Below are 23,436 nucleotides of genomic sequence, written 5' to 3'. Positions count from 1 at the left end.
GCAAATGGGATCATAGGGACATGGCCCACGTCTCCCTGTCCTGGTTCCTCCGCAGCAGGGTGATGTCCGCCCTCATCCTCCTGGGCGCCCTCGCCGCCTCGGTAGGGGTCGCCTTCCTCGCCGTGACGGAGGCGCCCGACGGAGACCGCGACCTGCGCGCGTACAAGGCGGCGGCGCCCTGCCCGAGCGCGCCGACGGGACCGGCCGAATGCCGCTGGCAGCAGCCGTTCACCGTTTCCAGCATCCACCTGACCAGCAAGCGGGGCGAACTGGACCGCACGATCCTGGCGGACGCGCGGGGCGCGAGGTGGGAGACGGCCTTCACCTCGAACAAGCCCGTCCTGCGGCTCCTCAGCGAGGGCGACCGGGTCACCGGCACCCTCTGGCGCGGCCGCCTGGTCGAGGTCGCGGCCGAGGGCGAATCGCAGCGGACCGACGCCGCCCCGGCCGACATGCGCGCGCGGCTGCTCATCGCCGCCCTGATCGCCATTCCCCCGTGCCTGGTCGCGGCGGCCGCCTGCGCCTGGCGCCTGGCCCGCCGCGCCGCCCCGACGCGCGGCATGGTCGCCGCCTTCGGGCTCGCCGTCGCCCTCGCCTTCGGCGGCCTCTTCTGCCCCCTCGTCCTCGCCGGGAGCGGCGAGGAGAGATTCTGGCCGGTGGCGGTGGCCTGGGTCCCCATGGCCGCGATCATGACCATCGCCGCCCGCGCCTACGTCCTCCACGAGCGCGACACCGCCCCCGAGCCCGCGCCGTGACGTGGGCGGGAGCCCGGGTACGGTGGATGACCTTGGTGTCCGGCGGGAAATGCGTCCTGGCGGGGTGTCGGTAGTTAGTACGCTCGGAGGGTGAGTCGAGAAGGTGTGACGCCGCAGAGCGAGGATTTCTCCGCATGGTACAACGAGCTGGTCATCAAGGCCCAGCTGGTGGACCGCGGACCGGTGCGCGGCACGATGGTGATCCGGCCGTACGGCTACCGGGTCTGGGAGCTGCTCCAGGCCGACCTGGACCGGCGGATCAAGGACGCCGGGCACGACAACGCGGTGTTCCCGCTGTTCATCCCGGAGTCCTACCTCAAGCGCGAGGCCGAGCACGTCGAGGGCTTCTCGCCGGAGCTGGCCGTGGTCACGATCGCGGGCGGCAAGGAGCTGGAGGAGCCGCTGGTCGTGCGGCCCACCTCCGAGACGGTCATCGGCGAGTACATGGCCAAGTGGATCGACTCGCACCGCGACCTGCCGCTGCTGCTGAACCAGTGGGCCAACGTGGTCCGGTGGGAGATGCGGCCGCGGATGTTCCTGCGGACGACCGAGTTCCTCTGGCAGGAGGGCCACACCGCGCACATCGACGAGGCCGACGCGATGCGCGAGACGATGTGGGCGCTGGACGCCTACACGGCGGTGGCGCGCGAGCTGGGCGCGATCCCGGTCGTGCCGGGGGAGAAGACGCCGGGCGAGCGGTTCGCCGGCGCGGTCCGCACGTACACGATCGAGGGCATGATGCGGGACGGCCGGGCGCTCCAGTCCGGCACCTCGCACTACCTGGGCACCAACTTCGCCAAGGCGTTCGAGATCCAGTACCAGGACGAGGCGGGCAAGCTGCAGCTGGCCCACACCACGTCGTGGGGGCTGAGCACCCGCATGATCGGCGGCGTGATCATGACGCACGGCGACGACAAGGGCCTGGTGCTGCCGCCGCGGCTGGCGCCGTACCAGGTCGTGGTGGTGCCGATCGGGCGCAAGGAGCAGGGCGAGCAGGCCGCCGCCGAGGCCCGCCGGCTCGGCGACGCGATCAAGATGATGGGCATCCGGGTCCACGTGGACGACAACCGGCCGCAGCTCTCCCCGGGCTTCAAGTTCAACGAGTGGGAGATGCGCGGCGTCCCGGTCCGGATCGAGCTGGGCAAGCGCGACCTGGAGAACGGCGTCGCGACCGTCGTCCGCCGCCTCCCCACCGAGGAGGGCCAGGGCAAGGAGCAGATCCCGCTGGAGAAGGTGCCCGAGCTGCTGCCCGGGATCCTGGCCGACTTCCAGTCGTTCCTGCTGGCCCGCGCCGAGGCGTTCCGGGACGAGCACACCGCCGTGGTCGACGGCTTCGAGGCGTTCAAGGGGCAGGTCGAGGGCGGCTGGGCGACGGCCTTCCACTGCGGCCGGCCCGAGTGCGAGGACGAGATCAAGGCCGACACCGCCGCGACCCCGCGGGTCATCCCGGCCGACGCGGCGGAGGAGACCGGCGAGTGCGTCAAGTGCGGGCGGCCGTCCGCGTACGGCAAGCGCGTGATCTTCGGCAAGGCCTACTGAGAAGGCCCGCCGCGAACGGCGCCCCCGGACGGTCCCGTCCGGGGGCGCCGCCGTCCGGTCACCGGTAGTGCGGGCTGGACGCGCCGTCGCCGCCGGCGGTCCGCTTCTCGGTCTGCGGGTCCTCGCCGCCGTCATGGGGCTCGCGGGCCGCCTTCCGGCGGCTGAGCAGCGGCTGCACGAACCACGCCCACGCGCAGAACAGCGCCACCATGAAGGCCGTGACGGTGGCGGCGGTGTCGGACACCAGGGTGTGGATGATCAGCGTGGTCGAGGAGCTGATCGACACCGCGAGCGCCACCGCGCCGAAGATCCCGAACCGGTTGGCCCGCCGGATCAGCAGCGGCTTCTGGTTCAGCTGGAACAGCACCCGGTGCTGGATCACCGGGGCGATGAAGGAGATCGAGGCGATCGCCGCCCCGAACAGCGCCACGTAGAACAGCCGCCGGCCGGCCGCGTTCACGTCGTCGAAGCCCGGCGCGTACGGCACCGTCAGCAGGAAGGCGAACAGCACCTGGACGCCCGTGACCGCGACCCGGAACCCCTGCAGCAGCTCCATCAGCTGCCGGTCGAGGCGCTCGTGCTCGGTCTCGTTACGGGCGTTGTTGCTGGGCCTCATGAGCGCGACATACCCCCCGAAAGGGGTTCTAGTCGGTGTAAGGCGTGTAAGGCCCGGTCCGGTCAGGCAAGCTCGCGGGGCAGAACCCGCAAAGCCAGCATCGACACGTCGTCGCGCAGATCGCCGTCGCAGAACTCCAGCAGCGCCCGCTCCACGGCGTCCAGCATCTCCTGGACGGAGGCGGTCGCGGTCCCGGCCAGGATCTCCAGCAGCCGTTCCTGGCCGAACTCCCGCCGGTTCAGGTCGCACGCCTCCAGCACCCCGTCCGAGTGCAGGAACAGCGTGTCGCCGGGGCCGAGGTCGAGGGTGTCCAGCCCGGCCTCGAAGTCGTCGAACAGGCCCAGCGGGAGCCCGCCGCGGGACGCGGTGCGGATCACGCCGTCCGCGCGCACCACCAGGGCCGGCGGGTGGCCCGCCGTGCCCACCGTGATCGTGACCCGGTCCCCGCCCGGCTTCAGCGCCGCCATCACGGCGGTCACGAAGCGGTCCTCGTCCAGCAGCGCGTGGTTCACCGCGGCCAGCACCTCGGTGGGGTCGTCCCGCCAGCGCGACATCAGCCGCACGCCGTGCCGCGCCGTCGCGGTGACCGCCGCCGCGTCCTCGCCCTTGCCGCAGACGTCGCCGAGGACCAGGCCCCAGCCCGTCCCGGTACGGAACACGTCGTAGAAGTCGCCGCCGACCTCCGCGCCGTGGGTGGCCGCCGTGTAGTGGGCGGCCACCTCGACGCCCGGGATCGCCGGCAGCCGCCTGGGCAGCAGGCTCGACTGGAGCGTCTCGGCCACCTCGGCGCGCCGCCGGTACAGCCGCGCGGCCCGGATGACCAGCGCCAGGTACCGGCCCAGCCGCTGCACGACCGCGAGGTCCATCAGGTCGAACGGGCCGTGCTCGCCGCTGCTCGCCAGCGTGATCGTGCCGAGGCAGCGGTCGCCCTCCTCGATCGGCACGCACATCGTGGTGGTGGCGCCGATGGTGCCGCAGACCGGCTGCCCGTCGGGGCCGGTGCCGAGCAGTTCGAGGTCCTCGATGTGCGGGCGCAGCGCGCTCTGCCGGGTGGTGAAGACCGAGGCGGGCAGCGTCCCGGGGGACGGGTCCAGCTTCTCGATCATCTGGGTGGCGTGCACCGAACGCTCGTCGTCCGGGCCCATCACCACCTGCCGCTGCAGCCGGCCGCCGCCCACCCCGGCCGGGTCCGGCGGGCCGGCGTCGCCGGGCTGCCACGGCACCGCGGCGGCCTGCGGCGAGGTGTCCGCGCCGACCAGGTCGACGATCGCCCAGTCGGCCAGCTCGGCGGCCAGCAGCCGGGCGCAGCGGCGCACCGCCACGGTCTCGTTGAACACCGGCTCGTCCAGCAGCAGCTCGGCGGCATTGGCCAGCACGTCCATCCGGTGCACGAGCGTCGCCACGGCCGCGTCCTCGTCACCGCGCGCGGTGGCGGCGGGCGGCGCGGCCGACAGCGGGCCGGAGGGCGCGGACGACCCGCCCGGCGCGGCGGGCTCGCGAGGCGCGGCCTTCGCCGGGGCCTCCCGCTTCGCGGAGGCCCCCTGCGCGGCGGTGTCGTTCCGCTCCCGCCGGCCCTCCTCGCCGCCGTTCCCGGCACCCGCGGCGGCACCGGCCACCGCGACGACCATCGGGTCGGGCTCGCCGCGGATCCACACCCGGGCCAGCGTCACCACCGCGTCCACCGGCCGCTCGCGGCCCAGCAGCCGGACCGGCACCCGGCGCCGCCGTCCCGTGCGGACGACCCCGGCCAGCTGCGAGCGCAGCGCGGCGCGGGTCGCCAGGTCGCAGAACGCGGTGAACTGCTTGCCGGAGACGTAGCCGGGGGAGGTGCCCAGCAGCGCGGCGGCCTGCCGGTTGACGCGGCGCACGCTGGTGTCCCGGTCGATCAGGAACAGCGGTACGGGGGCGTCCTGGAAGACGGTCCGCAGCACCCGCCGCTCGGTCTCCGCGGCCGCCGAGCGGCCGGCCGAGCTGGACTGGTCGGCGCCCAGCGTCCGCAGTGCTTCGAGGGCCAGCTCCAGCTCCACCAGGGCAGCGTCCAGGGTCGCCCGGAGGTCGGGCGCGGGCATCCCGGCGGCCTGCCGGAGCTCACCGATCCGGTCCTCCAGATCGGTGATCTCGCGCAGGATGCTGTCGGGTTCGAGCTGGTCGGGCATAAAGGGAGCTCCCTACGGTCCCAGGGCACGGCGACACCCGGCCGTGCTGGTCAGCGGGTCCAGGGTGCGACCGCCGTGCGCAGCTTATGCCGGTTTTTCGCGGTCGGCCTAGTCGATCGTCTGATCGGGCTTTTCAGGGGTTTCATGGAGTCCCTGATCCCCCACGATGCGCTGTGCCAGCGCGGTGAGCTTCACGTGGCGGGTCTGTGAAATCCGCCGCATCTCGGCGAACGCGTCGTCGGCGTCGCAGCCGAGCTCGTGCATCAGGATGCCCTTGGCCTGGTCCACCACCGCCCGCGCCTCGACGGCCTCCTGGAGCTGGACGGCGGTGCGGTGCACGCTGTCGTACTGCAGCGTGTTGGACATCGCGGCGCTGCCCTGCGCGACGAGCAGCGAGGCGATGGCGTGCTGGCTGCGCGCCAGCGCGCCCGCGGCCACCCCGTACAGGGTCAGCGTGACCAGGACGGGCGCGCGGACGTGCGGGGTCGTGGAGAAGCAGCGCACCCCGCGGCCCAGCATGTCGTTCATGGCCTCGGGCCAGCGGGGCTCGGCGAGGATGTCGTCGGAGCTCACCGCGCGGCGCAGCCGGACGACGTCGAAGACCGGGCCGTGCCGGCGGGCGAGCTGCCGGTCGACCAGCTGCGCCAGGTCGGGGTGGCTGGCGGCCGACGCCAGCGGCTCGGGCGGCTCGTCCCCGTCGGCGGCGGGGACCGACCAGCGGATGCACGTGGCGCCCGCGCATCCGGGGACGGCCTGCGCCGCCAGTTCGGTGGTGCGGTGCAGGGTGCCGATGTCGGACGACTCGCCGACGATGCCCAGCCGGGCGATCTCCACGGCCAGCTGGTCGGTGAGGACGGACGGGGTGTGCTGCACGGCTCGACCGTATCCCTTTTGTCGGGATACCGGGACCGTCCGGCGGAGCCGGACGGGGCCGAGCGGAGCCGGGATGAGTCGGTCAGAGCCCGTCAGAGCCCGTCGGAGCCCGTCAGAGCCCGTCGGAGCCCGGTCAGCGCCCGTCAGAGGTTCGGTGGTGCCTTGCTGATCTCCCAGAGGGCGTCGGCGCTCGCCGCGGCCGTCCCGTCCGACATGGCCAGGTCGCCGATCGTGACGATCCCCACCGGGCGGTTCTGGTCGTCCACCACCGGTACCCGGCGGACGGCCTCGTCCCGCATCAGCCGCAGCGCGGTGCCGACGTCGTCGTCGGGCGTGACGGTGACGGGCTGGGCGGTGCAGACGTCGCTGAGCGGGGTGTGCGCGGCGTCCCGGCTCTCGGCGACCCCGCGCACGACGATGTCCCGGTCGGTGACCATGCCGCACAGCCGGCCGGAGAGTGTCACCAGCACGCCGCCGATGCCCAGGTCGCGCATCACGCGGGCGGCCTCGTAGAGGGTGGCGTCCAGGGGCAGCGCCCGGGGGCTGACGGTCATGACGTCGCTGATCCTTCGCGACATGGGTGGGTCGACCTCCCATCCGGTGCGCGGTGGCCCGTGGACGCGCTCTACCCGGAGTGCACGCGCCTATGCGGACGGCGGCCTAGAAACGGAAGATTGCCCCCGTACGGGCACCTAGCACGCAGTCGTTGGCATATTCGGCCCTGAACGATACCGGCCGCCCCCGCCAGTGCCCGCGCGCCTCCGCGATCACCGGAGCGTAGATCATCGTGCACGCGGTGTCGCCGGCGGGCTCCCGCTCGATCTCGCCGCCGGACCGGGCGAGGTCGGCGCACGCCTGGGCGGCCCTGGGGTGGGTGCCGCCGAGCGGATCGCACTGGAGGGTGACGCTGCGCGCCCCCGACGCGCCCTCGCCGGGGTGCGACAGGGTGAGCCGGAGGGACGTGGCGGGCGCGGCGGCGGGCGGCCGGTCCGCCGGCGGCGCCGGGGCGGCGGCCGCCTCGGCGGGCAGCAGGGCGAGGGCGGCGCCGGTGAGCGCGGTCGCGACGAGATGCGGCATCGATACTCCTGGACGTCTCGGGCCGAGGCGGGTCATCGCTCAATGTAGCGGCACGGTGACAAAAAGTATCGATGGAACGAGTGATCCCGCGGTCACGGGGCAACCGCGGGATCTCAGGGGGCGGGGCTGCTGCGGGCTGGAACGGCCCCGGTCCGGGGGCGGCGGGACGGGTCAGGCCGCCAGGACGTGGGCGCGGCGATGGTCGGAGAGGGCCTCGCGGAGCTGCTTGCGGCCGCGGTGCAGGCGGGACATCACCGTTCCGATGGGGGTGCCCATCATCTCGGCGATCTCCTTGTAGTGGTAGCCCTCCACGTCGGCGAGGTAGACGGCGTCGCGGAAGTCCTTGGGGAGCGCGCGCAGGGCGTCCACCACCCGGCCGTCGGCGATGCGGTCCAGCGCCTCGGACTCGGCGGAGCGGAAGCCGGCCGCCTCCGCCTCGGCCTGCGCGATCTGCCACTGCTCCAGTTCCTCGGAGCCGGCGCGCTGGGGCTCGCGCTGCCGCTTGCGGTAGGTGTTGATGAAGTTGTTGGTCAGGATCCGGTGCAGCCAGGCCTTGAGGTTCGTGCCCTCCTGGAACTGGTGGAAGTTCACGTAGGCCTTGGTCAGGGTCTCCTGGACGAGGTCCTCGGCGTCGGCGCTGTTGCGGGTCATGCGCACGGCGCTGGCGTACAGCGGGTCGGCCAGCGGCAGCACGTCGCGCTCGTAGCGCTCCGTGGCGGCGGCAGGGGCAGGGGTCTTTTCTCGCGGCATGCTGACAGCGGTCATCGTCGCTCCCCGAAAGGTCGTGACCCGGGTGGGCCGGTTCGTTCGCGCGCGCCGGCGGGCGCGGGCTACCGGGCGGATCGGGCCGCCCCCCGTTGTGGGGTACGTTCCACCGATTCCGGCGGTTCGGCGCCGGTCACGGGCCGATGCCGTGGACGGTCATCGCCGTGCCGGGCCGCCGGGCCGTTGCGGGTTCTCCCGGCCGCGCATGGAGGGTGGGCCGGGGGCGGTGCGCGGATCGCCGCCGCCAGGGCGACCCCGTTCTCCGGGACGTCGCGGGCTCTGAACGATCGGGCGCTGGAACGCGTCGGTGGTGTTCCCTGACAAGTAAGACGCCTGATGGCTCCTTACGGGTTGCGAGCGGTGCACGTGGCCTCCATCACATGTCGGCGATTCTGGATCATTCACCACAAGTGCCCCGATATAGGGCCGGTATGCGGTCCCCCACGCCACGGAACGGGCACCGCCCGGCAAGCCGGAGGCCAGGACGCACGCCAGGGCCCCGGCCGGTGGAGGCGGCCGGGGCCCTGGCGGTCCGGTAGATCTTCTAGTCGAGCAGGTGGTCCAGCGCCCGGCGCATCAGCGCCTCCTGCTCACCGCGGGTCTTGCCCTGCTCGATCCCGAATCCGAGCGTGATCGTGTCCCTGGTCGCCACGGCCGAGACCGTGTCCACCAGCGCCTGGTCGCGCACGAACTCGCTCGTGTTCCCGGGGCTCCCGGGCGGGGCGCCCTGGACGCTCCAGGGGCCGAGGCCGGACTCGAAGCCCTCGGCGTCCACCTCGCCGGCGGACGTGGTCACCCTGGTGTCGTCCACGAACAGGCCCGGACCGCCGGTGAACGGGTCGCTCACGTACGCGATCGAGACCTCGACCCGCTTCCCGGCGTACGCCGACAGGTCGAACGCCGCCGGGACCCAGCCCTGCGAGTCACCGGTGAACGAGTTCCACTGACCGCTCGTACCGGTGTTCCGGCACGGGTTCCCGCCGGTCAGGTAGTGCCCCAGATGCGGGTGCATGGCCATGAAGTAGCCCGCCTCGCACTCGGTCGGGACGGTGTTGCGGGTCCGTCCGTTCCGGTCCGGCAGCGTCGTCCAGTCCTCGCCGCCGGCCGTCCGGGCCTCCACGATCACGTGGTCGAAGCCGCCCTCGGTGCTGTACGACAGCATGGCCTGCAGCGCCGGCGCCTGGGCGGCGGTGACCGAGGACAGGTCGATCGTCCGGGTCAGCCGCCGGTACGTGCTGTCGGCGTGCTGGCTCGCCATGTACCACTCGCCCTCGAACGGCTCGAACGGCCCGGCCGCGCCCAGGTAGTCGCCCGCCTTCCAGCTCCTGAACTGCGGGAACCTGTCCGGCGGCAGCACCGTGGACGTCACCTGGTAGCCGCCCGCCTCGTTCAGCGGGTTGGTGGGCGTTCCGGCGAGATCGGCGTTCATGCCGCCGAACGGGCGTCCCTCACCCGTGAACCGCGTCGGCGCGCCCACCCGGGCCCGGTCGTACCCGCCCAGGTAGTACTGCATGAAGTCGTCCGACAGCAGCTCGCAGTCGTCGCGGAAGTTGCCGCTCACCACGCACGGCCGTTCGGGATGGCCCTTCAGGCCGTAGTAGATCCCGCCGCCGTTCAGCCGGTTGAGCGGGCCGTGGTAGCCGGTCGTCTCGCCGGTGTAGAGCAGCTTGCCGCCCTCGTTGAGGTACGACCGCACCGACAGCAGCGTGTCCTTGGCCCGGTCGGCGACCTGGCTGTCGGGCACGTTCCCCAGGTACGTGCGGACCGGGTCGTCCGCCGCGTCCTGGGTGAGCCGGTTGTCGCCCAGGTACCAGACCACGGCGTCGAAGTGCTTGAGCACGCCGAGGTCGTGCGGGACGCCGTCCTTGTCGATGTCCCAGACCTGCGCCCGGTGCCCGGCCGCCTTGATCAGGTCGGTGTACTGCTTCGCGTACCGCGGCGCGTTCGTGCCCGCCGGATACGACGGGTTGATCCCCGTGTAGTCCTCGTCGGCGACCACCAGCACGTCCGCGCGGCCCGCGTCCCGCACGGTGTACGAGAACCTCTCGCTGGCGACGCGCTTGCCCTTCTTGTAGCCGGTGAACCACGCCTCGACCCGGTCGCCCGGACGCTGCCCGGTGATCTTGCCCCGGTACTCGGCGTAGTAGTGGTCGTTCTCGTCGCCGAACCGCTCGCCGCCGCGCCACTCGCGCACGCCGGTGCTGCGGACCCGGCCGCCGTTGACCCGGTACTCCAGCCGCTTCGCGTGCAGCGACCGCCTGATCACCGACGCCGCCTCCTGGGACTTCCCGTACGAGGCGTTGATCTTGTCGACCTCGAAGTCGGGGGCGGTGCGGCCGACCGGCGAGACCGGCTCGTCCGGATGGTGCGCGGACTTGCCGACCGCCAGCGCCAGATTGACGTTCTTGCGGAACTCGGCCTCGATCAGCGCCTCGTCGTCCGGGAATTCGAACACGCTGCCGCAGTCCTCCGGCCGCCACTCGTCGTCCGGGTCGGACCGGGCGGCGGAGACGCAGGTCGCCATCTCGGGCGTGATCGACAGCGCGCCGTACCGGTTGTCGGCCTCGCCGTCGGTGTCGCCGTTGGTGGTGTAGAGCTGCGCGCCCAGCTGCGGCGTGTAGCCCGGAACGGCCGGGTTGTCGATGTCGCCCAGGATCGCGTCGTGGATCACGTCGTCCGGGCTGCGGGTCAGCGACTGCCAGCCGACGCCGTGCAGCAGCAGCTCGGCCGCCGAGTGCCAGTTCAGGACGTACTTGGGCTTGGCCCGCTTGAACAGCCCCGTCTGCGCCTTCGTCTCCGGCTCGGAGGCCGGGCCGGGGCCGCGGTAGGTGCCGCTGGTGGGCTGGTCGGAGGAGCCCTCGTTGTCGTAGCCCCACTTGTAGGAGAAGTTCCGGTTCAGGTCCACGCCGTCGGCGCCGGTGATCTGGCCGTCGCCGTCGTTGTCGCGGACGTTCTTGCGCCAGAGCCGGAAGCCCTCCTGGAACGTCAGGTCGTAGCCGTCGACGTTCACCACGGGCACGAACCACAGGTCCGTGGTGTCGACGATCTTCGTGAGCTCGGCGTCCTTGCCGTACCCGTTCACGTAGTGGTGCAGCAGCCGGCGCACCATCTCCGGGGTGATCCACTCCCGGGCGTGCTGGGTCGCCTGGTAGATCACGGCCGGGCGCTTGCCGTCCTTCAGCCGCGCCACGTCCTTGCTCACTCGGATCGCCGTGATCGGCTTGCCCTGGTGGGACCGGCCGATGTCGACCGCCGTGGCGATGCCCGGATGGTCGGTGGCGACCTTCAGGATCTCCTCGCGGATGTTGCCGGGGCCGCTGTACGGGCGGAACACGTTGTCCGGCTGGGCCCGCGCGGCCTTGGCGCGCTGCGACGCGTCCTTGCCGCCGACCTTCTTGACCTCCAGCCGGATGCCCTGCTTGGCCAGGGCGCCCGCCTGGACGCCGTTCATCACCACTTCGACGCGGGTCTTGCCGTTCTGGGAACGGCCGAACGAGACCTCCTCATGGTCCAGGCCGACCCCGTTCAGCCTCTTGAGCTGCTCGGGGGTCAGATCACCGGCGTAGACCTCGACGCCGCCGGACGGGGCGGCGGGTTCGGGCTCCGCCTGTGCGGGGGCCGCCACCAGCGTTCCGGTCAGGAGCGCCGCGGCGGCCAGGATGGAAACGGCCACCGGTCGGCGCCGCACCGCGCGGCGCCGGTCGTGCCTGTCATGCCTGCGCGTCATCGCGCCTCCCTGGCAGGGGATCACAACGGGGCGGCGTGATCGTCTGCCCGGACGCCAGGGGTGTCAATGTGCCTTTAGTGCTGTTTGCCGCATTCGGTCAGTTCGGGCTCCGTGTGCACCGGAGGGCCCCCGGAGGCGTCGGGAGGCGCCCCCGGCCGCCGCCGCGGGCCGGGTGCACGGCTTCCTGCCCTGGCGGCAACAGATTGTCGCCCCGGCGACAGCAAGTTTCCGGCGGCGCGTTCTGCATGATCGATAGGCGGGACCGAACGGGTCGAGCGACCCTTCCCAGGGCGGGGGTTAGGTGTTGGGTGCGAGTCTGACGCTGCCGGTACCGGAGACGCTGGAGGCCACCTACGCGGTCGCCCTCGCCGTACCGCCGCCCGATCCGCTCGCCGCGGCCCGCGACCGCGTCGCGGCCCGCCCTGGCGGCCCGCTGCGCGACCTGGTCCTGCGGATGCTCGGCAGCCCGCTGCTGACCCTCGACCTGCGCCCCGCCGCCGGGTTCCCGCCGCTGCCGGCCGACCTGCTCGCCGCGTACGGCGCCACCCGCCGCGACCTGGCCGGCATCGCCGCCGCCTCGCACGTGCTGGCCGTGCGCGCCACGTACCGGCCCGGCTGGCCGCCCGCCCACGAATGGGCCGCGCGCACCGTCGCCGCCGCGGTCGCCGGGGCCCCGGACGGCGAGCACGCGGCGCCGGTCGTCGACGTCTTCACCCCGCAGGTGCTGGACGCCGGGCGGATCGAGGCGTCGCTGCCCGGCCCCGACGGCACCGTCCGGCTCACGGACTGGATCCTGCTGCCGCACGCCCCCGCACCGGACGGCTTCTGGTTCACCACCAGCGGCCTGGCCCGGTTCGGGCTGCCGGAACTTCAGGCGCGGAACGTGCCGCCGCGGCTCGTCGAACCCTGGGGGCTGCTGCTGAACGGGCTGGCCTCCCGCCTGCTCGGCCTGTGGCTGGACGAGCTCCCGGCCGGCGAGCAGCCGGTGTTCGTCGAGCTGCCGGAGACCGTCTCGGTGGGGCTCCAGGACGTCGCCGCCGCGCAGGGCGCCGGCGAGCCGCCGCACGGCGACGGCGAGGTCGAGGTCCGGCTGCGGCTCGACCCCGGCGGCGCCGGCGGCGGGCCGCTGCTCACCGTGCTCCCCGCCGCCGGCGGCCCGGACGGCCCGGAGGCGCTCTGCGCCGCCCTCTTCGGCTCGTCCCGCCCGGCCTGATGGGGCCGCGCGCGCCGCGCCCGCCCGGACGCGCTTGCCGGGATCACCGCGAGGGCCGAGGATCGGGAACGTGAGAATCGGTCCGCGCGACAGCCCCCAGCCGCCCGAGCCGGGCGACGAGTCCCCCGAGCCCGCGACGCCCCGTCCCGTACCGCACGACGGCGACGTCCACGTGGCGGGCTCCCCGACCCCCAGGCCACCGGAGGAGCCCCCCGGCGACCGGCCGCCGCCGCCCGCCCCCGGCGAGTGGGTCCCCGTCCAGGGGACGCCCGCGCCCGGGGAGCGGGCCGGCGCGGCGGGCACCGGCCGGGACCCCGCCGTCGAGCGGCGCGAGCAGCGCGAGCGCGAGCTGGCCGAGCTGTACGAGCGGCGCAGCCGCGAGGTGCGGGAGCAGCGCGCCGCGCGGGACGCCGCCGAGCGCCGCGAGCGCGGCGAGCCGGAACGCCCGGCCCCCGAGCCGCCCCGCCCGCCCCAGCAGCCACCGACCTTCGAGCCACCCTCCCAGCAGCCGCCACCTTCCCAGCAGCCGCAGCCGTCTCAGCAGCCGCCACCTTCCTCGCAGCCGCCGTCCTCCCAGCGGCCGCCGTCCGAGCAGCCGCATTCTCAGCAGCAGCCGCCGTCCCAGCTGCCGCCGTCCTCCCGGCAGCGGCCGCCTTCTCAGCAGCCGCCGTCCTCCCGGCAGCGGCCGCCTTCTCAGCAGCCGCCGTCCTCCCAGCCGCCGCCTTCCCCGGAGCGGCCGTCGTCCCAGCAGCGGCCGCCGTCCGGGCGCCCGGCTGCGCCGCCGTCCGGGCCGTCGGCCGTGGCGTCGCCCGCGGACACCGTTCACGACGTCCCGGCCTGGACCGCGCCCGAGCCGCGGGCCGCCGCCGGTCCGATGGACGACCCGGACCGGCGCCGCACGATGGTGGACACGTTCGTGGCGGAGTTCGTCGCCAGCGCGACGTGGCGGGCGACGCTGACCGTCCTGGAGGGCTCGTTCCCCGGCCTCGGGATGGCGGCCACGCTGTCGCGCCGCACGGACGAGCTGTGGCGCACGATCGGCACGCTGGACGAGGTCGGCGCCGCCAAGCTCGGCGTGCCGGTCTGGCTGGACGCCGGCGGCATGGCGTTCGACCTCAGCGCCCGGCTGCGCACCCGCACGGTGGCGGCGGGCACGGCGGGCGCCGGGCCGGCGGTGCGGCCGCGGGCCTCGTGGCCGTACGCGGGCGCGTTCGTCATCGACACCCTCGACCCGCTGCGCTACCACCGCGCCGTCGGCGGCCCGGCCGCCCCGGGCGCGCCCGCCGCGCCGCCGCCCGGCGAGGAGGACGACAGCGGCGTGGTGATCGTCGCCGATCTGGCCGCGGCCGGCGTCCGGGTGCTGGACGCGGCGGCGCTGTGGCGCTACGCGGGCCGTGTCGTGGTCGCGACCCTGCACGACCCGCTGCGTCCGGAGACGCGGGCGGTGGCGCGCCGTGCCCTGCGCGCCCTGCAGCGCGTCGTGTTCGTGGATCCGGGCCTGGGCCTCGGCCTGTGCCTGCGGATCGACGTCAGCCGGACGCCGCGCTGCCTGCTGGCGTTCGCCGTGGACCGCGCCGACGAGCAGACCCCGCATTTCGTCCGTCCGTAGGCGCCGCGCACGTGCATGGGCGGAGGGCGCGCCCCGGGGTCACTCCGGGGCGCGCAGCCAGCTCAGGTCCGCCTGGAGGTCGGCGGGCAGCTCGCGGATCCGGGTGGCCGGCTCCCACGGCTCGGCCGACTCCGGCACGTCGTCGGGCAGCAGCCCGCAGACCAGCGCGGTCGAGGTGCGCACGGCGGTGAACGCGCCGATCCGGGCGATCCCGCCGCCGGCCAGGTGGGCCAGCTCGGCCAGCAGCGCGGCCAGCGCCGACGGGTCGTGCGGGTCGCGCAGGTCGCGGACGTAGGTGAACAGCTCCTCCGCGAGCGCGTCCGCGCGCCGCCCCGACAGGTGGTACGAGGTGCCCAGGAACGCGCCGCCCGGCGTCTGCACCGAGCGCTGGTCGCGGATGCGGACGCGCAGGCCGTACTCGGCGGAGCAGCGCTCGTACGCGTCGGCCAGCAGCGCCTCCGCCTCGCCCTCCTCGCTGAGCAGCAGCCCGGAGACGACGCCCTCCTCGCGGCCGAGACGCTCCAGCATCTCCCGCCGCAGCTCCCCGACGACCTGCTCGGCCGCGTCCAGCGAGCGGGCCAGCGCGTGCCGGGCGGCGCGGTCGAGCTCGGCCCCGGACAGCTCGGCCGAGACGGCGCCGAGCCGCTCCTCCATCCGGTCGACCCGGCGGGCGAGCTCGGTGACCTCCGCCGGCGGCCGGTCGGCCGCGTACAGCGACCCGGGCGGCGGCTGCGCCGGCGGCGGCGCGGGCTCCTCGGCGCGCGCCGCCGGCTGCGGGATCGTGATCGCCGGGGCGTCCCGCAGCTCGGTCAGCTCGGCCTGCAGCGCGTCGTGGCGCTTGCCGAGCTCGTGGATCTGCGACCGGAGCTCGCGCAGTTCCGCCTGCGCGCGGGGGAGACGCTTGTCGGAGGCGAGATAGAGCTCGCGCCCGGCGATCGCCAGGCACAGCAGGACCAGGACGACGGTGGTCATGAAGCTCCTCGGGGGGCGGCTGCCCTCCGACCCTAACCGGCCCGCCGCGCCCCGGCCGAGAGCGCGGCCGATCTCCGTCCAAATCCCCCGAAAATTCGGGGTTGTCAGCCGAAGAGGCCGCCCAGGAGGCCGCCGAGGATCTCGCCGACGGCGCCGGCCGCCTCCTCCGCCACCGCGTTGCCGGCCTCGCTCGCGACGGCGTTGGCCGCCTCGTTCGCCGCGTACCCCGCGACGTGCCCGGCCGCGTCCGCGGCGACGTTCCCGGCGTAGCCCGCGACCGCGTCGCCGAACTGGCCCATCGGGACGCCCGCCGCGTAGCCCGCGACGTTGGCCGCGCCGCCGACCACGTTCCCGAAGGCGTCGACGGCCGCGCCCGCGGCCATCCCGCCCGCGACACCGGCGGCGGCCACGCCGCCGACCGCGGCGGCCGCGCCCCAGCCGGCCCCGTGGTGGGGCCGCCCGTGATGCGAAGGCCCGTAGCCGGGTGGCGGCGGGTAGTGCGGTGCGCCGTGGCCGGGAGGCGGCGGGTACGACGGGGAGTGGGCCGGGGGCGGCGGGTACGGCTGCCCGCCGCCCGGCGGGGGCGGCGGCGGGGGAGCCTGCCCCGGGTACGGGGCGGGTGCGGGCCCGCCGGGGCCGGGAGGCGCGGGCGGTACGGGCGCGTTCGGCGCCATGGGGCCGTGTGCGGGGCCCTGGCCCGGTCCGGGCGCGGGCGGTGGGAACTGCCCGCCGGGCTGCCCGTACTGGCCGGGACCGCCGTACGAGGCGGCCGCCGGAGCCGGGACGCCGTGCTGGCCGGGCGGTGGCGGCGGGAACGTGGCCGGGCCGCCGGGCGGCGGCAGCGGCGCCCCGCCGGGAGGCGTGTGGTGGCCCTGGCCGGGCCCGGGGGCGGGCGGCGGGGGCGCTCCGGGCGAGTGGAACGATCCCTGCGCGCGGGGCCGGGACGCGGCCTCGCCGAGCCACCGCTCGATCTTCGCGCCCCAGTCGGTCTCGGCGGCCTCGGGGTGCTCGACCTGGAAGCGGCCGAACGACTCGTCCCCGCCGCCCCCCTCGCGCCGGTCGGCCTCCAGCACGAACGCCATGTGCCGGGGCGAGGCCACGAAGGTCAGCCCGATCTCCCCGAACCTGCCCTGGTACCGCGGCGGCGGCGCGAGCCGGATCTCCTGGAAGAACGGCAGCTGCTGCGGCACGCCGCGCAGCTTCGACTGCTCGAACGCCACGTTCTGGATCTTGAAGCCGAGCCGGGCGATGGCGGCCAGCACCCACTGCTGCGACTTGAGCGGCTCCACCGAGATCGGGTCGACGTCGCCGGGGTCGGCCGCGCCCTTGACGTCCACCTCGGTGCACAGCCCGATCGTGAAGCCGGGCAGCTCGCGGCCCAGCACCGTGGTGAACGGCAGCTCGTACGGCAGCGGGATCGAGAACGCCAGGTCGCGCCGCTGCCCCGGGTCGAGCCGGAACGAGCGGGTGAGCGCGCCCCGGTAGACCTCCGGGCCGGCGCTCTCGCCGCCGTAGCCGTTCTGCATGCGCGGCATCAGCGCCAGCGTCACATGCCGGATCTCCGCGGGCTGCGGGCCGGCGACGACGTGCACCTTCCCGGCCACGACGCCGCCGGGACGGCAGTTCGGCTCGGACAGGATCGTCTCGACCGAGACGCCGGGCGCCCCGCCGCCGTACCCGCCCGCCATCTGCCCATAGGCCACTGGCCGTTCCCCTCTCGCGACACCGGGGCCCGATCCCGTCGACGCGGGCCCGCTTGGTCAGACGGAATCCACCATGCCATCGGTTCACTCCGGCAGGCGACGCTTCATCCCCAAAACATCACCGAAGCGCCTTATTTCGGAATCCCGGACGGGCTAGCCGTTCTCGGCCGGGGCCTCCGTCGCCGAGACGGTGACCGGCGCGTACCCGAGCTTCTCCAGCGGCTCCACGATCTGCCCCGCGTCGCCGACCGCGATGACCGTTAGCTTCTCCGGGTCGACGTGCTCGGCGTACGCCCGCGCCACCTCGTCCGGCGTGGCGGCGCGCACCGCCTCCAGGTAGCGGCGCGGGTAGTCCGCGCCCAGGTGGTTGGCGGCGGCGTCGGCGAGCTCCGCGGCGACCGAGCGGGCCGTCTCGTACTCGGCGGGCGCCCGGTCGGCCAGCGCCCGCACCGACGCGCCGCACTCCTCGGCGTCGATGCCGCGCGTCACCACGCCGCGCAGCTCGGTGAGCGCGTCCGCGACGGCGTCGGCGGTGACCTCGGTGTGCACCGCGCCCTGCGTGATGAACAGGCCGCAGTGCCGCAGCCGCAGCAGCCCGGCGCGCACGCCGTACGTGTAGCCCTTCTCCTCCCGCAGCACGCTGTTGAGCCGCGAGGTGAGGCCGCCGCCCAGCACGTGCGACACGACCGTCAGCAGCGGCCAGTCGGGGTGCGCGCGGTTGGGCACGCCGTGCCCGATGCTCAGGTACGTCTGCACGGAGCCGGGACGGTCCACCACGACGATCCGCGGCCCGGACGTGGGCGGCACCGCGTCGGGCGTGCGGAAGACGCCGGCGGACGTCGTCCAGCCCTCCAGCGCCGCGTCCAGCGCGCCTGTCGCGTCCACGCCGGACAGGTCCCCCGCGACGACCGCGGTCGCCTCGGCCGGGACCACCGAGCCGTAGAAGTCGCGCACGGCGTCGCCGCGGAGCGCCTCGACGGAGGCGGGCGTGCCGCCGGTCGGGCGGGACGCCCGAGCCTCGGCGGGGAACATCACCGCGCGCAGCTCGCGCATCGCCCGCGAGCCCGGGTCGGCGTCCTCCTGCGCGATCTCCTCCAGCCGCTCGCGGACGAGCCGGCGCACGTCGGAGTCGGCCAGCGCCGGCTCCCGCACCACCGAGGAGAACAGCTCCAGCGCCGCGCCGAGCCGGGTCACCGGCACGTCCAGCGCGATCCGCAGCGCGGTCAGGTCGGCGGAGGCGTACAGGCTGGCGCCCAGCCGCTCGAACGCGGCGGTCAGCGCGGTGCCGCCGCCGGGCTCGGTGCCCTCCAGCAGCGCCCGCGCGGCCAGCGTCGCGACGCCGTCCAGGCCCTCGGGCTCGCGGCCGGCGCCCGCGTTCAGCACCAGCCGGACGGCCGCCAGCCGGCGGCCCGGCAGGTCGCAGCGCAGCGTGGCGGGGCCGCCGCCGGGCACCGCGCCCTCCGTACCGGCCGGGAACGCCCACGCGGGGACGGGCCCGGGGGTCGGCCGCGGTGCCAGCGCCAGGCCGGGCGAATCGGTGCTCACGACGCCGTACCTCCGTAGGTCAGGACGGAGCGGGCGCCGGGCTTGAGCCACTCGCCCGCCATCTCCTTGATCTGGCTCGCGGTGACCGCCGCCGCGCGGCCCGGCGCGGTGAACACCCGGGCCGGGTCGCCGAACTGCGTGGCGTTCTGCGACAGCGCGTTCGCCAGGCCGGTCACCGTCTCGGTCTGCTCCAGGAAGCCGCGCTCGGCCTGCGCGGTCGCGCGCGCGGTCTCGTCGGCGTCCGGGCCGTGCTCGGCGAAGCGGGCCAGCTCCTCGTCCAGCACCGCGGCGATCTTCTCCGGGTCGGGGCCGATCGCGTCCACGATCGCCAGCGAGGGCCCGCCGGCCAGCCGGGTCACGCCCGCCCACACCTCGGTCGCGATCTCCTCGCGGCGCACCATGCGGTCGTACAGCCGGGAGCCGGAGCCGCCGCCGAGGATCTCCACGGCCAGCTCGGCCGCCTCGACGTCGTCGCCGCCGTCCGACGGCAGCGGGAACATCGCGAAGTACGCGGGGGACGGCACCTCCTCGTCCACCGCCTCCCCGTTGATCCGGCCCAGCGGGCCGAGGCCGCCGGGCCGCGACGGCGGCGCCTGCGGGCCCGCCGGGATGCCGCTGAAGTAGCGCTCCACGGCGGCCAGCGTCTCGTCCGGGTCGACGTCGCCGACGATCGACAGCACCGCGTTGCCCGGCGCGTACCAGGTGCCGAAGAAGTCGGTGCAGTCCTCCAGCGTGGTCGCGTCCAGGTCCTCCATCGAGCCGATGGGGGTGTGGTGGTACGGATGCCCCGCCGGGAACGTCAGCGCGCACAGCCGCTCGAACGCGGTGCCGTACGGCTGGTTGTCGTAGCGCTGGCGGCGCTCGTTCTTCACCACGTCGCGCTGGTTGTCGAGGTTGGTCTGGGTGAGCGCGGCGGGCAGCGTGCCCATCCGGTCGGCCTCCAGCCACAGCGCCAGCTCCAGATGGCTGACGGGGACCGTCTCGTAGTAGTTGGTGCGCTCGAACGACGTGCTGGCGTTGAACGTGGCGCCGGCGCTCTCCAGCAGCGCGGCGTGCTCGCCCTCGGCGACGTTGGCCGAGCCCTGGAACATGAGGTGCTCGAAGAGGTGGGCCAGCCCGGTACGGCCGGCCCGCTCGTGCCGCGAGCCCACCCCGTACCAGATGTTGACGGCGGCCAGCGGTACGACATGGTCCTCGCAGACCACCACGCGCAGGCCATTGCCGAGCGTGTGCTCGTGCAGCGGCTGTTCTGCCACGGAGCGCTCCCGTCCGATCGGAGGTCGGTTCAGCGAACAGCACCGCGCGCGTCGGCGGGACGGCGCCACCCTGGCGGCGGGCTTGATCTCTGTCTCACGGTACCGGTTCGCGGGGCCGCCGGGTGTCGTACGGGGGCGGGGAGCGGCGATGAGCGGCGATGAGCGAGGAGGGAAGGGAGACGAGAGGCGGAGGGCGGGAGGAGCGAGGAGGAGAGAAGAGAGGAGAGAAGAGAGGTGCGGAAGGCAGGAAGGGGCCGTGAGGGGGCGGGTCAGCCCCCGGTGCGGGAGTTGCCGGTCCCGCCGCCGCTCTGCGCGGCCGCGGCCTCGTGGGCGGCGATCGCGTCCTCCAGGGAGTGGTGCAGCACGAAGATCTTGGTGAGCTGGGTGACGTGGAAGACGCGGCGCACCCGGTCGTTCACCCCCACGAACGACATGGAGCCGTCGCGGGCGCGCAGCCGGTGGTAGATGCCGACCAGCACGCCCAGCCCGGTGGAGTCCAGGAAGGTGACCTCGCCGAGGTCCACCACCAGGTGCGCGGCGCCGGTGTCGATGATCTCCAGCAGCAGCTCGCGCAGGCGAGGGCTGGTGAAGACGTCGATCTCACCGCTGATCGTTACGACGGTGAGCCCTTGCTCTTCCCGGTGCGCGACGGCGAATTCCACCGAAACTCCCTCTCCGCTCGATTTGTGGATGGGCGTATACCCGCGTGGAGCTGCCGTTACCCTCTCCGGCGGTTGCGACCTCGGCCACAGCCGCGTCCAAAGGGGGTTCAAGGGCGTCTGGAGGGCGTCCAGGAGGCTTCTACGGGGCGCGGAACAGCGCCCAGACGATCTTGCCCTGCGGCAGCCCGCACCAGCCCCACCGGACGCTGAACGACTCCACCAGGTGCAGCCCGCGGCCGGTCTCGGCGATGTAGTCGGGCTCCTTGCGGCGCGGCGCCTCGGGGCTGGCGTCCATGATCCCGCACAGCAGCCAGGGCGCCTGGTGCAGCAGCCGCAGCCGGATGGCCGCGGGCGCGGAGCCCAGCGGGTCGGCGGACCCGTGGGGGGCGCGGTCGGCGCGGTTCCGGCGGTCGGCCTGGTCGTCGCAGGGGTGTACCGGGTGGACGGGGTGCGGGGCGGGCCGGGCGAAGGCGGGCGCGCCGCTGTGCCGCAGCGCGTTGGTGACGAGTTCGGAGACCACCAGCCCGACGTCGTCGGCCAGCGCGGCGCCGCCCCAGCCGTCCAGCCGGGAGAGCGCGAAGTGCCGCGCCTCGGTGACCGATTCCGGTTCGGGGAGCACGGTGAACGAGACGGTCGGGCCGGTCAGCCCGACCAGGGCGCGCAGGGCGAGGTCGAGCCGGTGCGGCAGGTCACGCGATTCGGGCACCGGAACCGAATGACCGGCACAGTCCTGTGTGCCCGCCGGCCCCGTGCTGGAGGCGGCCCCCCAGCGCGTGTCGTCGTGCGCGTGGCGTGACGTCATTCCCCGGACCCCGCAGAGTGATCTCGTTGTGCAGCCGTGGCTCGGAAGTCTCGTGCGTTATCCTGCGCATCGTAGCGTGCGAATGCAAGGCCCAATGCACGTGCATCCGAACCCGGGAGTAAAGATCGGTAGGGTGCCCGCGCGGGGGATCGGAGGTATCCGCAGGACAGGGAGCGCAGTGGCACACTTGGCTCTCCGGCTCCGCCGGGGAAGATCGCTGTCCGCCGATGAGCCGGGAGGTTGGGCGTGACTCCAGAGACGCCGGGAACTGGGTCGACGGTACGTCGGATCCTGCTCGGCTCGCAGCTCCGTCGCCTGCGCGAGGCGAAGGGCGTGAGCCGCCAGGACGCCGGTTACGTCATCCGCGCGTCGGAGTCCAAGATCAGCCGCCTGGAGCTGGGGCGCGTCAGCTTCAAAGAGCGAGACGTCGACGATCTGCTCACGCTGTACGGCGTCGTCGAGGAGACCGAGCGCGAGGCGCTGCTCCAGCTGGCCCGGGAGGCCAACACCCCGGGCTGGTGGCACCGCTACAACGACGTCCTCCCCGGCTGGTTCCAGACCTATGTGGGACTGGAGGAGTCGGCGGCGCTGATCCGGACCTACGAACTCCAGTTCGTCCCGGGCCTGCTCCAGTCGGAGGGCTACGCGCGGGCGGTCATCCGCCTGGGCAACGCCGGTGCGGCCGAGCACGAGATCGACCAGCGCGTCGGGCTGCGGATGCAGCGGCAGGAGCGGCTGACGGGCCCGGAGGCCCCGAGGCTGTGGGCCGTTCTGGACGAGGGGGCGCTGCGCCGTCCGATCGGCGGGCCGGAAGTGATGCGGGGCCAGTTCGAGCATCTCATCGAGATGTCCAAGCTGCCCAACGTCACCATCCAGGTCATGCCGTTCCGGTTCGGCGGCCACGCCGCCGAGGGCGGTGCGTTCTCCATCCTGCGCTTCCCCGAACAGGACCTGCCGGACGTGGTGTACGTCGAGAACCTCACCGGCGCGATGTACCTGGACAAGCGCGACGACGTCGACACCTATTTGCAGGCGATGGAACGCCTGTGCGTCGACAGTGCGACACCGGAGCGCACCGTCGAGCTTCTCGGTGATTACCTCAGAGACATGATGCTCGGAATCGACAAGGGACAGAACACCCCACGACGGACTAACGCCTACGACAACGGCATGCCGGCGACCGGACTCCAGGGAGCCCGCTGGCTGAAGTCGCGGCGCAGCAACTCCCAGGGGAACTGCGTGGAGATCGCGGAACTGCCCGGCGGGCGGATCGCGATGCGCAACTCCCGGCACCCGGAGGGCCCCGCCCTCATCTACACGCGGCCCGAGATCGAGGCGCTCATCCTGGGCGCCAAGGACGGCGACTTCGACCACCTGATCACGGCCCCGTCCAACTGACCGGACGCGTACCCGTTTCCGGTCCGACCTGATCGACCTGATCGATCCGACCGGCCCGACCGATCCCGATCCAGATCCGACCTTCGACCGCCGGGCGCCCCGCTCCCGTAGCCGCGCCCGGCTCTCCATCCGGCCCCTCGGCCCGGCCCCTGAACCGGGCCCCTGAACCGGTCCCTCAGCCGCAGTTGCCGTACGGTGCGGCCACCGAGCCGGCGCCGAACCGGACGCACTTGCCGGGCGCGCTGACGAACACCGGTCCCGCGTACCAGGCGAACGACCCGCCGTCGCCGATCCTGCTCCCGCCCTGCGCCTGGATCCAGACCGACACCGCCGACGGCTTGCCGACGTTCTTCGTCTTCATCGTCACGGCGCAGTTGTTGCGGGACGAGTTGCTGTAGAGCAGGTACGCCCGGCCGCCCGGAACCGCGATGGAGCGCTGCAGGTAGTAACCGCTGCCCTTGCCGCCGGTGTTGCAGGCGCTCTGGGGCGTGTACTTGTTCGGCGGCTCCTTGGCGGGCGCGCCGCCGCCGCCTCCGCCGGCCGGGGGAGCGGTCGTCCCGGGACCGCCGCCGGGCTTGCCGGGGGTCTTCGATCCGCCCGGCTTCGCGCCGGGGCTCTCGGAGTTCTGCGGCTTCGCCTCGCCGCCCTTGGGGTCCTGGGCGCTGCCGCCGGCCATCGCTACCGGTCAGGCCTTCCCCACCAGATGCCCCCACCCGGACCGGATGAAGTCGGTACACAGCACTCGAACTCGTCGAACTCGTCATCGCT

At 74.0% G+C, this 23,436-nt stretch carries 19 protein-coding genes and 1 pseudogene; 6 read left to right on the top strand and 14 right to left on the bottom strand.

Going from position 1 to position 23,436, the window contains the following annotated elements; translation table 11 throughout:
* The first annotated feature begins 20 nt into the window (after window positions 1–20).
* Entirely contained in the window at window positions 21–755 is a 735-nt protein-coding gene (locus tag AB0881_RS01545; protein WP_366613457.1) for a hypothetical protein, read from the top strand.
* Between the two features lie 90 nt (window positions 756–845).
* On the top strand, window positions 846–2,294 hold the full coding sequence (proS, locus tag AB0881_RS01540; protein ID WP_366613455.1) for a proline--tRNA ligase: 1,449 nt from the start codon (window positions 846–848) through the stop codon (window positions 2,292–2,294).
* 58 nt (window positions 2,295–2,352) lie between these two features.
* Here proS and AB0881_RS01535 read toward each other — a convergent pair whose 3' ends face one another.
* The 7 genes from AB0881_RS01535 to AB0881_RS01505 form a co-directional block, all read right to left on the bottom strand.
* On the bottom strand, window positions 2,353–2,910 hold the full coding sequence (locus AB0881_RS01535) for a DUF6328 family protein (protein ID WP_366613454.1): 558 nt from the start codon (window positions 2,908–2,910) through the stop codon (window positions 2,353–2,355).
* Window positions 2,911–2,972: 62 nt separating this feature from the next.
* Window positions 2,973–5,066, bottom strand: a complete 2,094-nt coding sequence (locus AB0881_RS01530; protein ID WP_366613452.1) for a SpoIIE family protein phosphatase — start codon at window positions 5,064–5,066, stop codon at window positions 2,973–2,975.
* 108 nt (window positions 5,067–5,174) lie between these two features.
* Window positions 5,175–5,939, bottom strand: a complete 765-nt coding sequence (locus AB0881_RS01525) for an ANTAR domain-containing protein (RefSeq protein ID WP_366613450.1) — start codon at window positions 5,937–5,939, stop codon at window positions 5,175–5,177.
* Between the two features lie 143 nt (window positions 5,940–6,082).
* Window positions 6,083–6,493, bottom strand: a complete 411-nt coding sequence (locus AB0881_RS01520; RefSeq protein ID WP_366613448.1) for a CBS domain-containing protein — start codon at window positions 6,491–6,493, stop codon at window positions 6,083–6,085.
* Between the two features lie 106 nt (window positions 6,494–6,599).
* Window positions 6,600–7,016, bottom strand: a complete 417-nt coding sequence (locus tag AB0881_RS01515; RefSeq protein WP_366613446.1) for an SSI family serine proteinase inhibitor — start codon at window positions 7,014–7,016, stop codon at window positions 6,600–6,602.
* 171 nt (window positions 7,017–7,187) lie between these two features.
* Window positions 7,188–7,781 (bottom strand): sigma-70 family RNA polymerase sigma factor, encoded by a 594-nt coding sequence (locus AB0881_RS01510; RefSeq protein WP_366613444.1) that lies wholly within the window; start codon window positions 7,779–7,781, stop codon window positions 7,188–7,190.
* 544 nt (window positions 7,782–8,325) lie between these two features.
* Window positions 8,326–11,508, bottom strand: coding sequence for a M14 family zinc carboxypeptidase (locus AB0881_RS01505; protein ID WP_366613442.1), 3,183 nt, complete (start codon window positions 11,506–11,508; stop codon window positions 8,326–8,328).
* 304 nt (window positions 11,509–11,812) lie between these two features.
* Here AB0881_RS01505 and AB0881_RS01500 point away from each other — a divergent pair, with 304 nt between their 5' ends.
* Complete coding sequence (locus AB0881_RS01500; protein ID WP_366613440.1) at window positions 11,813–12,721, top strand: hypothetical protein; 909 nt, start codon at window positions 11,813–11,815, stop codon at window positions 12,719–12,721.
* A gap of 70 nt (window positions 12,722–12,791) precedes the next feature.
* Complete coding sequence (locus tag AB0881_RS01495) at window positions 12,792–14,330, top strand: hypothetical protein (protein ID WP_366613438.1); 1,539 nt, start codon at window positions 12,792–12,794, stop codon at window positions 14,328–14,330.
* Window positions 14,331–14,369: 39 nt separating this feature from the next.
* Here the strand turns inward: AB0881_RS01495 and AB0881_RS01490 are convergent, their stop codons facing one another.
* The 6 genes from AB0881_RS01490 to AB0881_RS01465 form a co-directional block, all read right to left on the bottom strand.
* Complete coding sequence (locus AB0881_RS01490) at window positions 14,370–15,302, bottom strand: hypothetical protein (protein WP_366613436.1); 933 nt, start codon at window positions 15,300–15,302, stop codon at window positions 14,370–14,372.
* Window positions 15,303–15,406: 104 nt separating this feature from the next.
* Window positions 15,407–17,005, bottom strand: a complete 1,599-nt coding sequence (locus AB0881_RS01485; protein WP_366613434.1) for a sporulation protein — start codon at window positions 17,003–17,005, stop codon at window positions 15,407–15,409.
* A gap of 153 nt (window positions 17,006–17,158) precedes the next feature.
* On the bottom strand, window positions 17,159–18,550 hold the full coding sequence (locus AB0881_RS01480) for a pitrilysin family protein (RefSeq protein WP_366613432.1): 1,392 nt from the start codon (window positions 18,548–18,550) through the stop codon (window positions 17,159–17,161).
* Window positions 18,547–19,806, bottom strand: coding sequence for a pitrilysin family protein (locus tag AB0881_RS01475; RefSeq protein ID WP_366613430.1), 1,260 nt, complete (start codon window positions 19,804–19,806; stop codon window positions 18,547–18,549). The genes AB0881_RS01480 and AB0881_RS01475 overlap by 4 nt, the downstream gene beginning before the upstream one ends.
* Before the next feature lie 269 nt (window positions 19,807–20,075).
* Window positions 20,076–20,468 carry an STAS domain-containing protein gene (locus tag AB0881_RS01470; protein WP_366613428.1) on the bottom strand — a complete coding sequence of 131 codons (393 nt, stop codon included), beginning with the start codon at window positions 20,466–20,468 and terminating at the stop codon, window positions 20,076–20,078.
* A gap of 139 nt (window positions 20,469–20,607) precedes the next feature.
* On the bottom strand, window positions 20,608–21,174 hold the full coding sequence (locus AB0881_RS01465) for an ATP-binding protein (RefSeq protein WP_366613426.1): 567 nt from the start codon (window positions 21,172–21,174) through the stop codon (window positions 20,608–20,610).
* Window positions 21,175–21,561: 387 nt separating this feature from the next.
* On the opposite strand from AB0881_RS01465, the pseudogene AB0881_RS01460 reads away from it, so the two are divergent.
* Together AB0881_RS01460 and AB0881_RS01455 are read left to right on the top strand one after the other, a co-directional pair.
* Window positions 21,562–22,377, top strand: a pseudogene (locus AB0881_RS01460) (helix-turn-helix transcriptional regulator); the annotation flags it as partial.
* Window positions 22,378–22,668, top strand: coding sequence for a DUF397 domain-containing protein (locus AB0881_RS01455; RefSeq protein ID WP_366613716.1), 291 nt, complete (start codon window positions 22,378–22,380; stop codon window positions 22,666–22,668).
* 175 nt (window positions 22,669–22,843) lie between these two features.
* Here the strand turns inward: AB0881_RS01455 and AB0881_RS01450 are convergent, their stop codons facing one another.
* Window positions 22,844–23,344, bottom strand: coding sequence for a hypothetical protein (locus AB0881_RS01450; protein WP_366613424.1), 501 nt, complete (start codon window positions 23,342–23,344; stop codon window positions 22,844–22,846).
* Between the last annotated feature and the right edge of the window lie 92 nt (window positions 23,345–23,436).

It is taken from the genome of Spirillospora sp. NPDC029432 (genome assembly GCF_040703975.1).
In the GTDB taxonomy this organism is placed as follows: Bacteria; Actinomycetota; Actinomycetes; order Streptosporangiales; family Streptosporangiaceae; genus Spirillospora.
The sequence above is the reverse complement of the archived record's forward strand: the minus strand, read 5'-3'. Positions and strand labels throughout refer to the sequence as shown.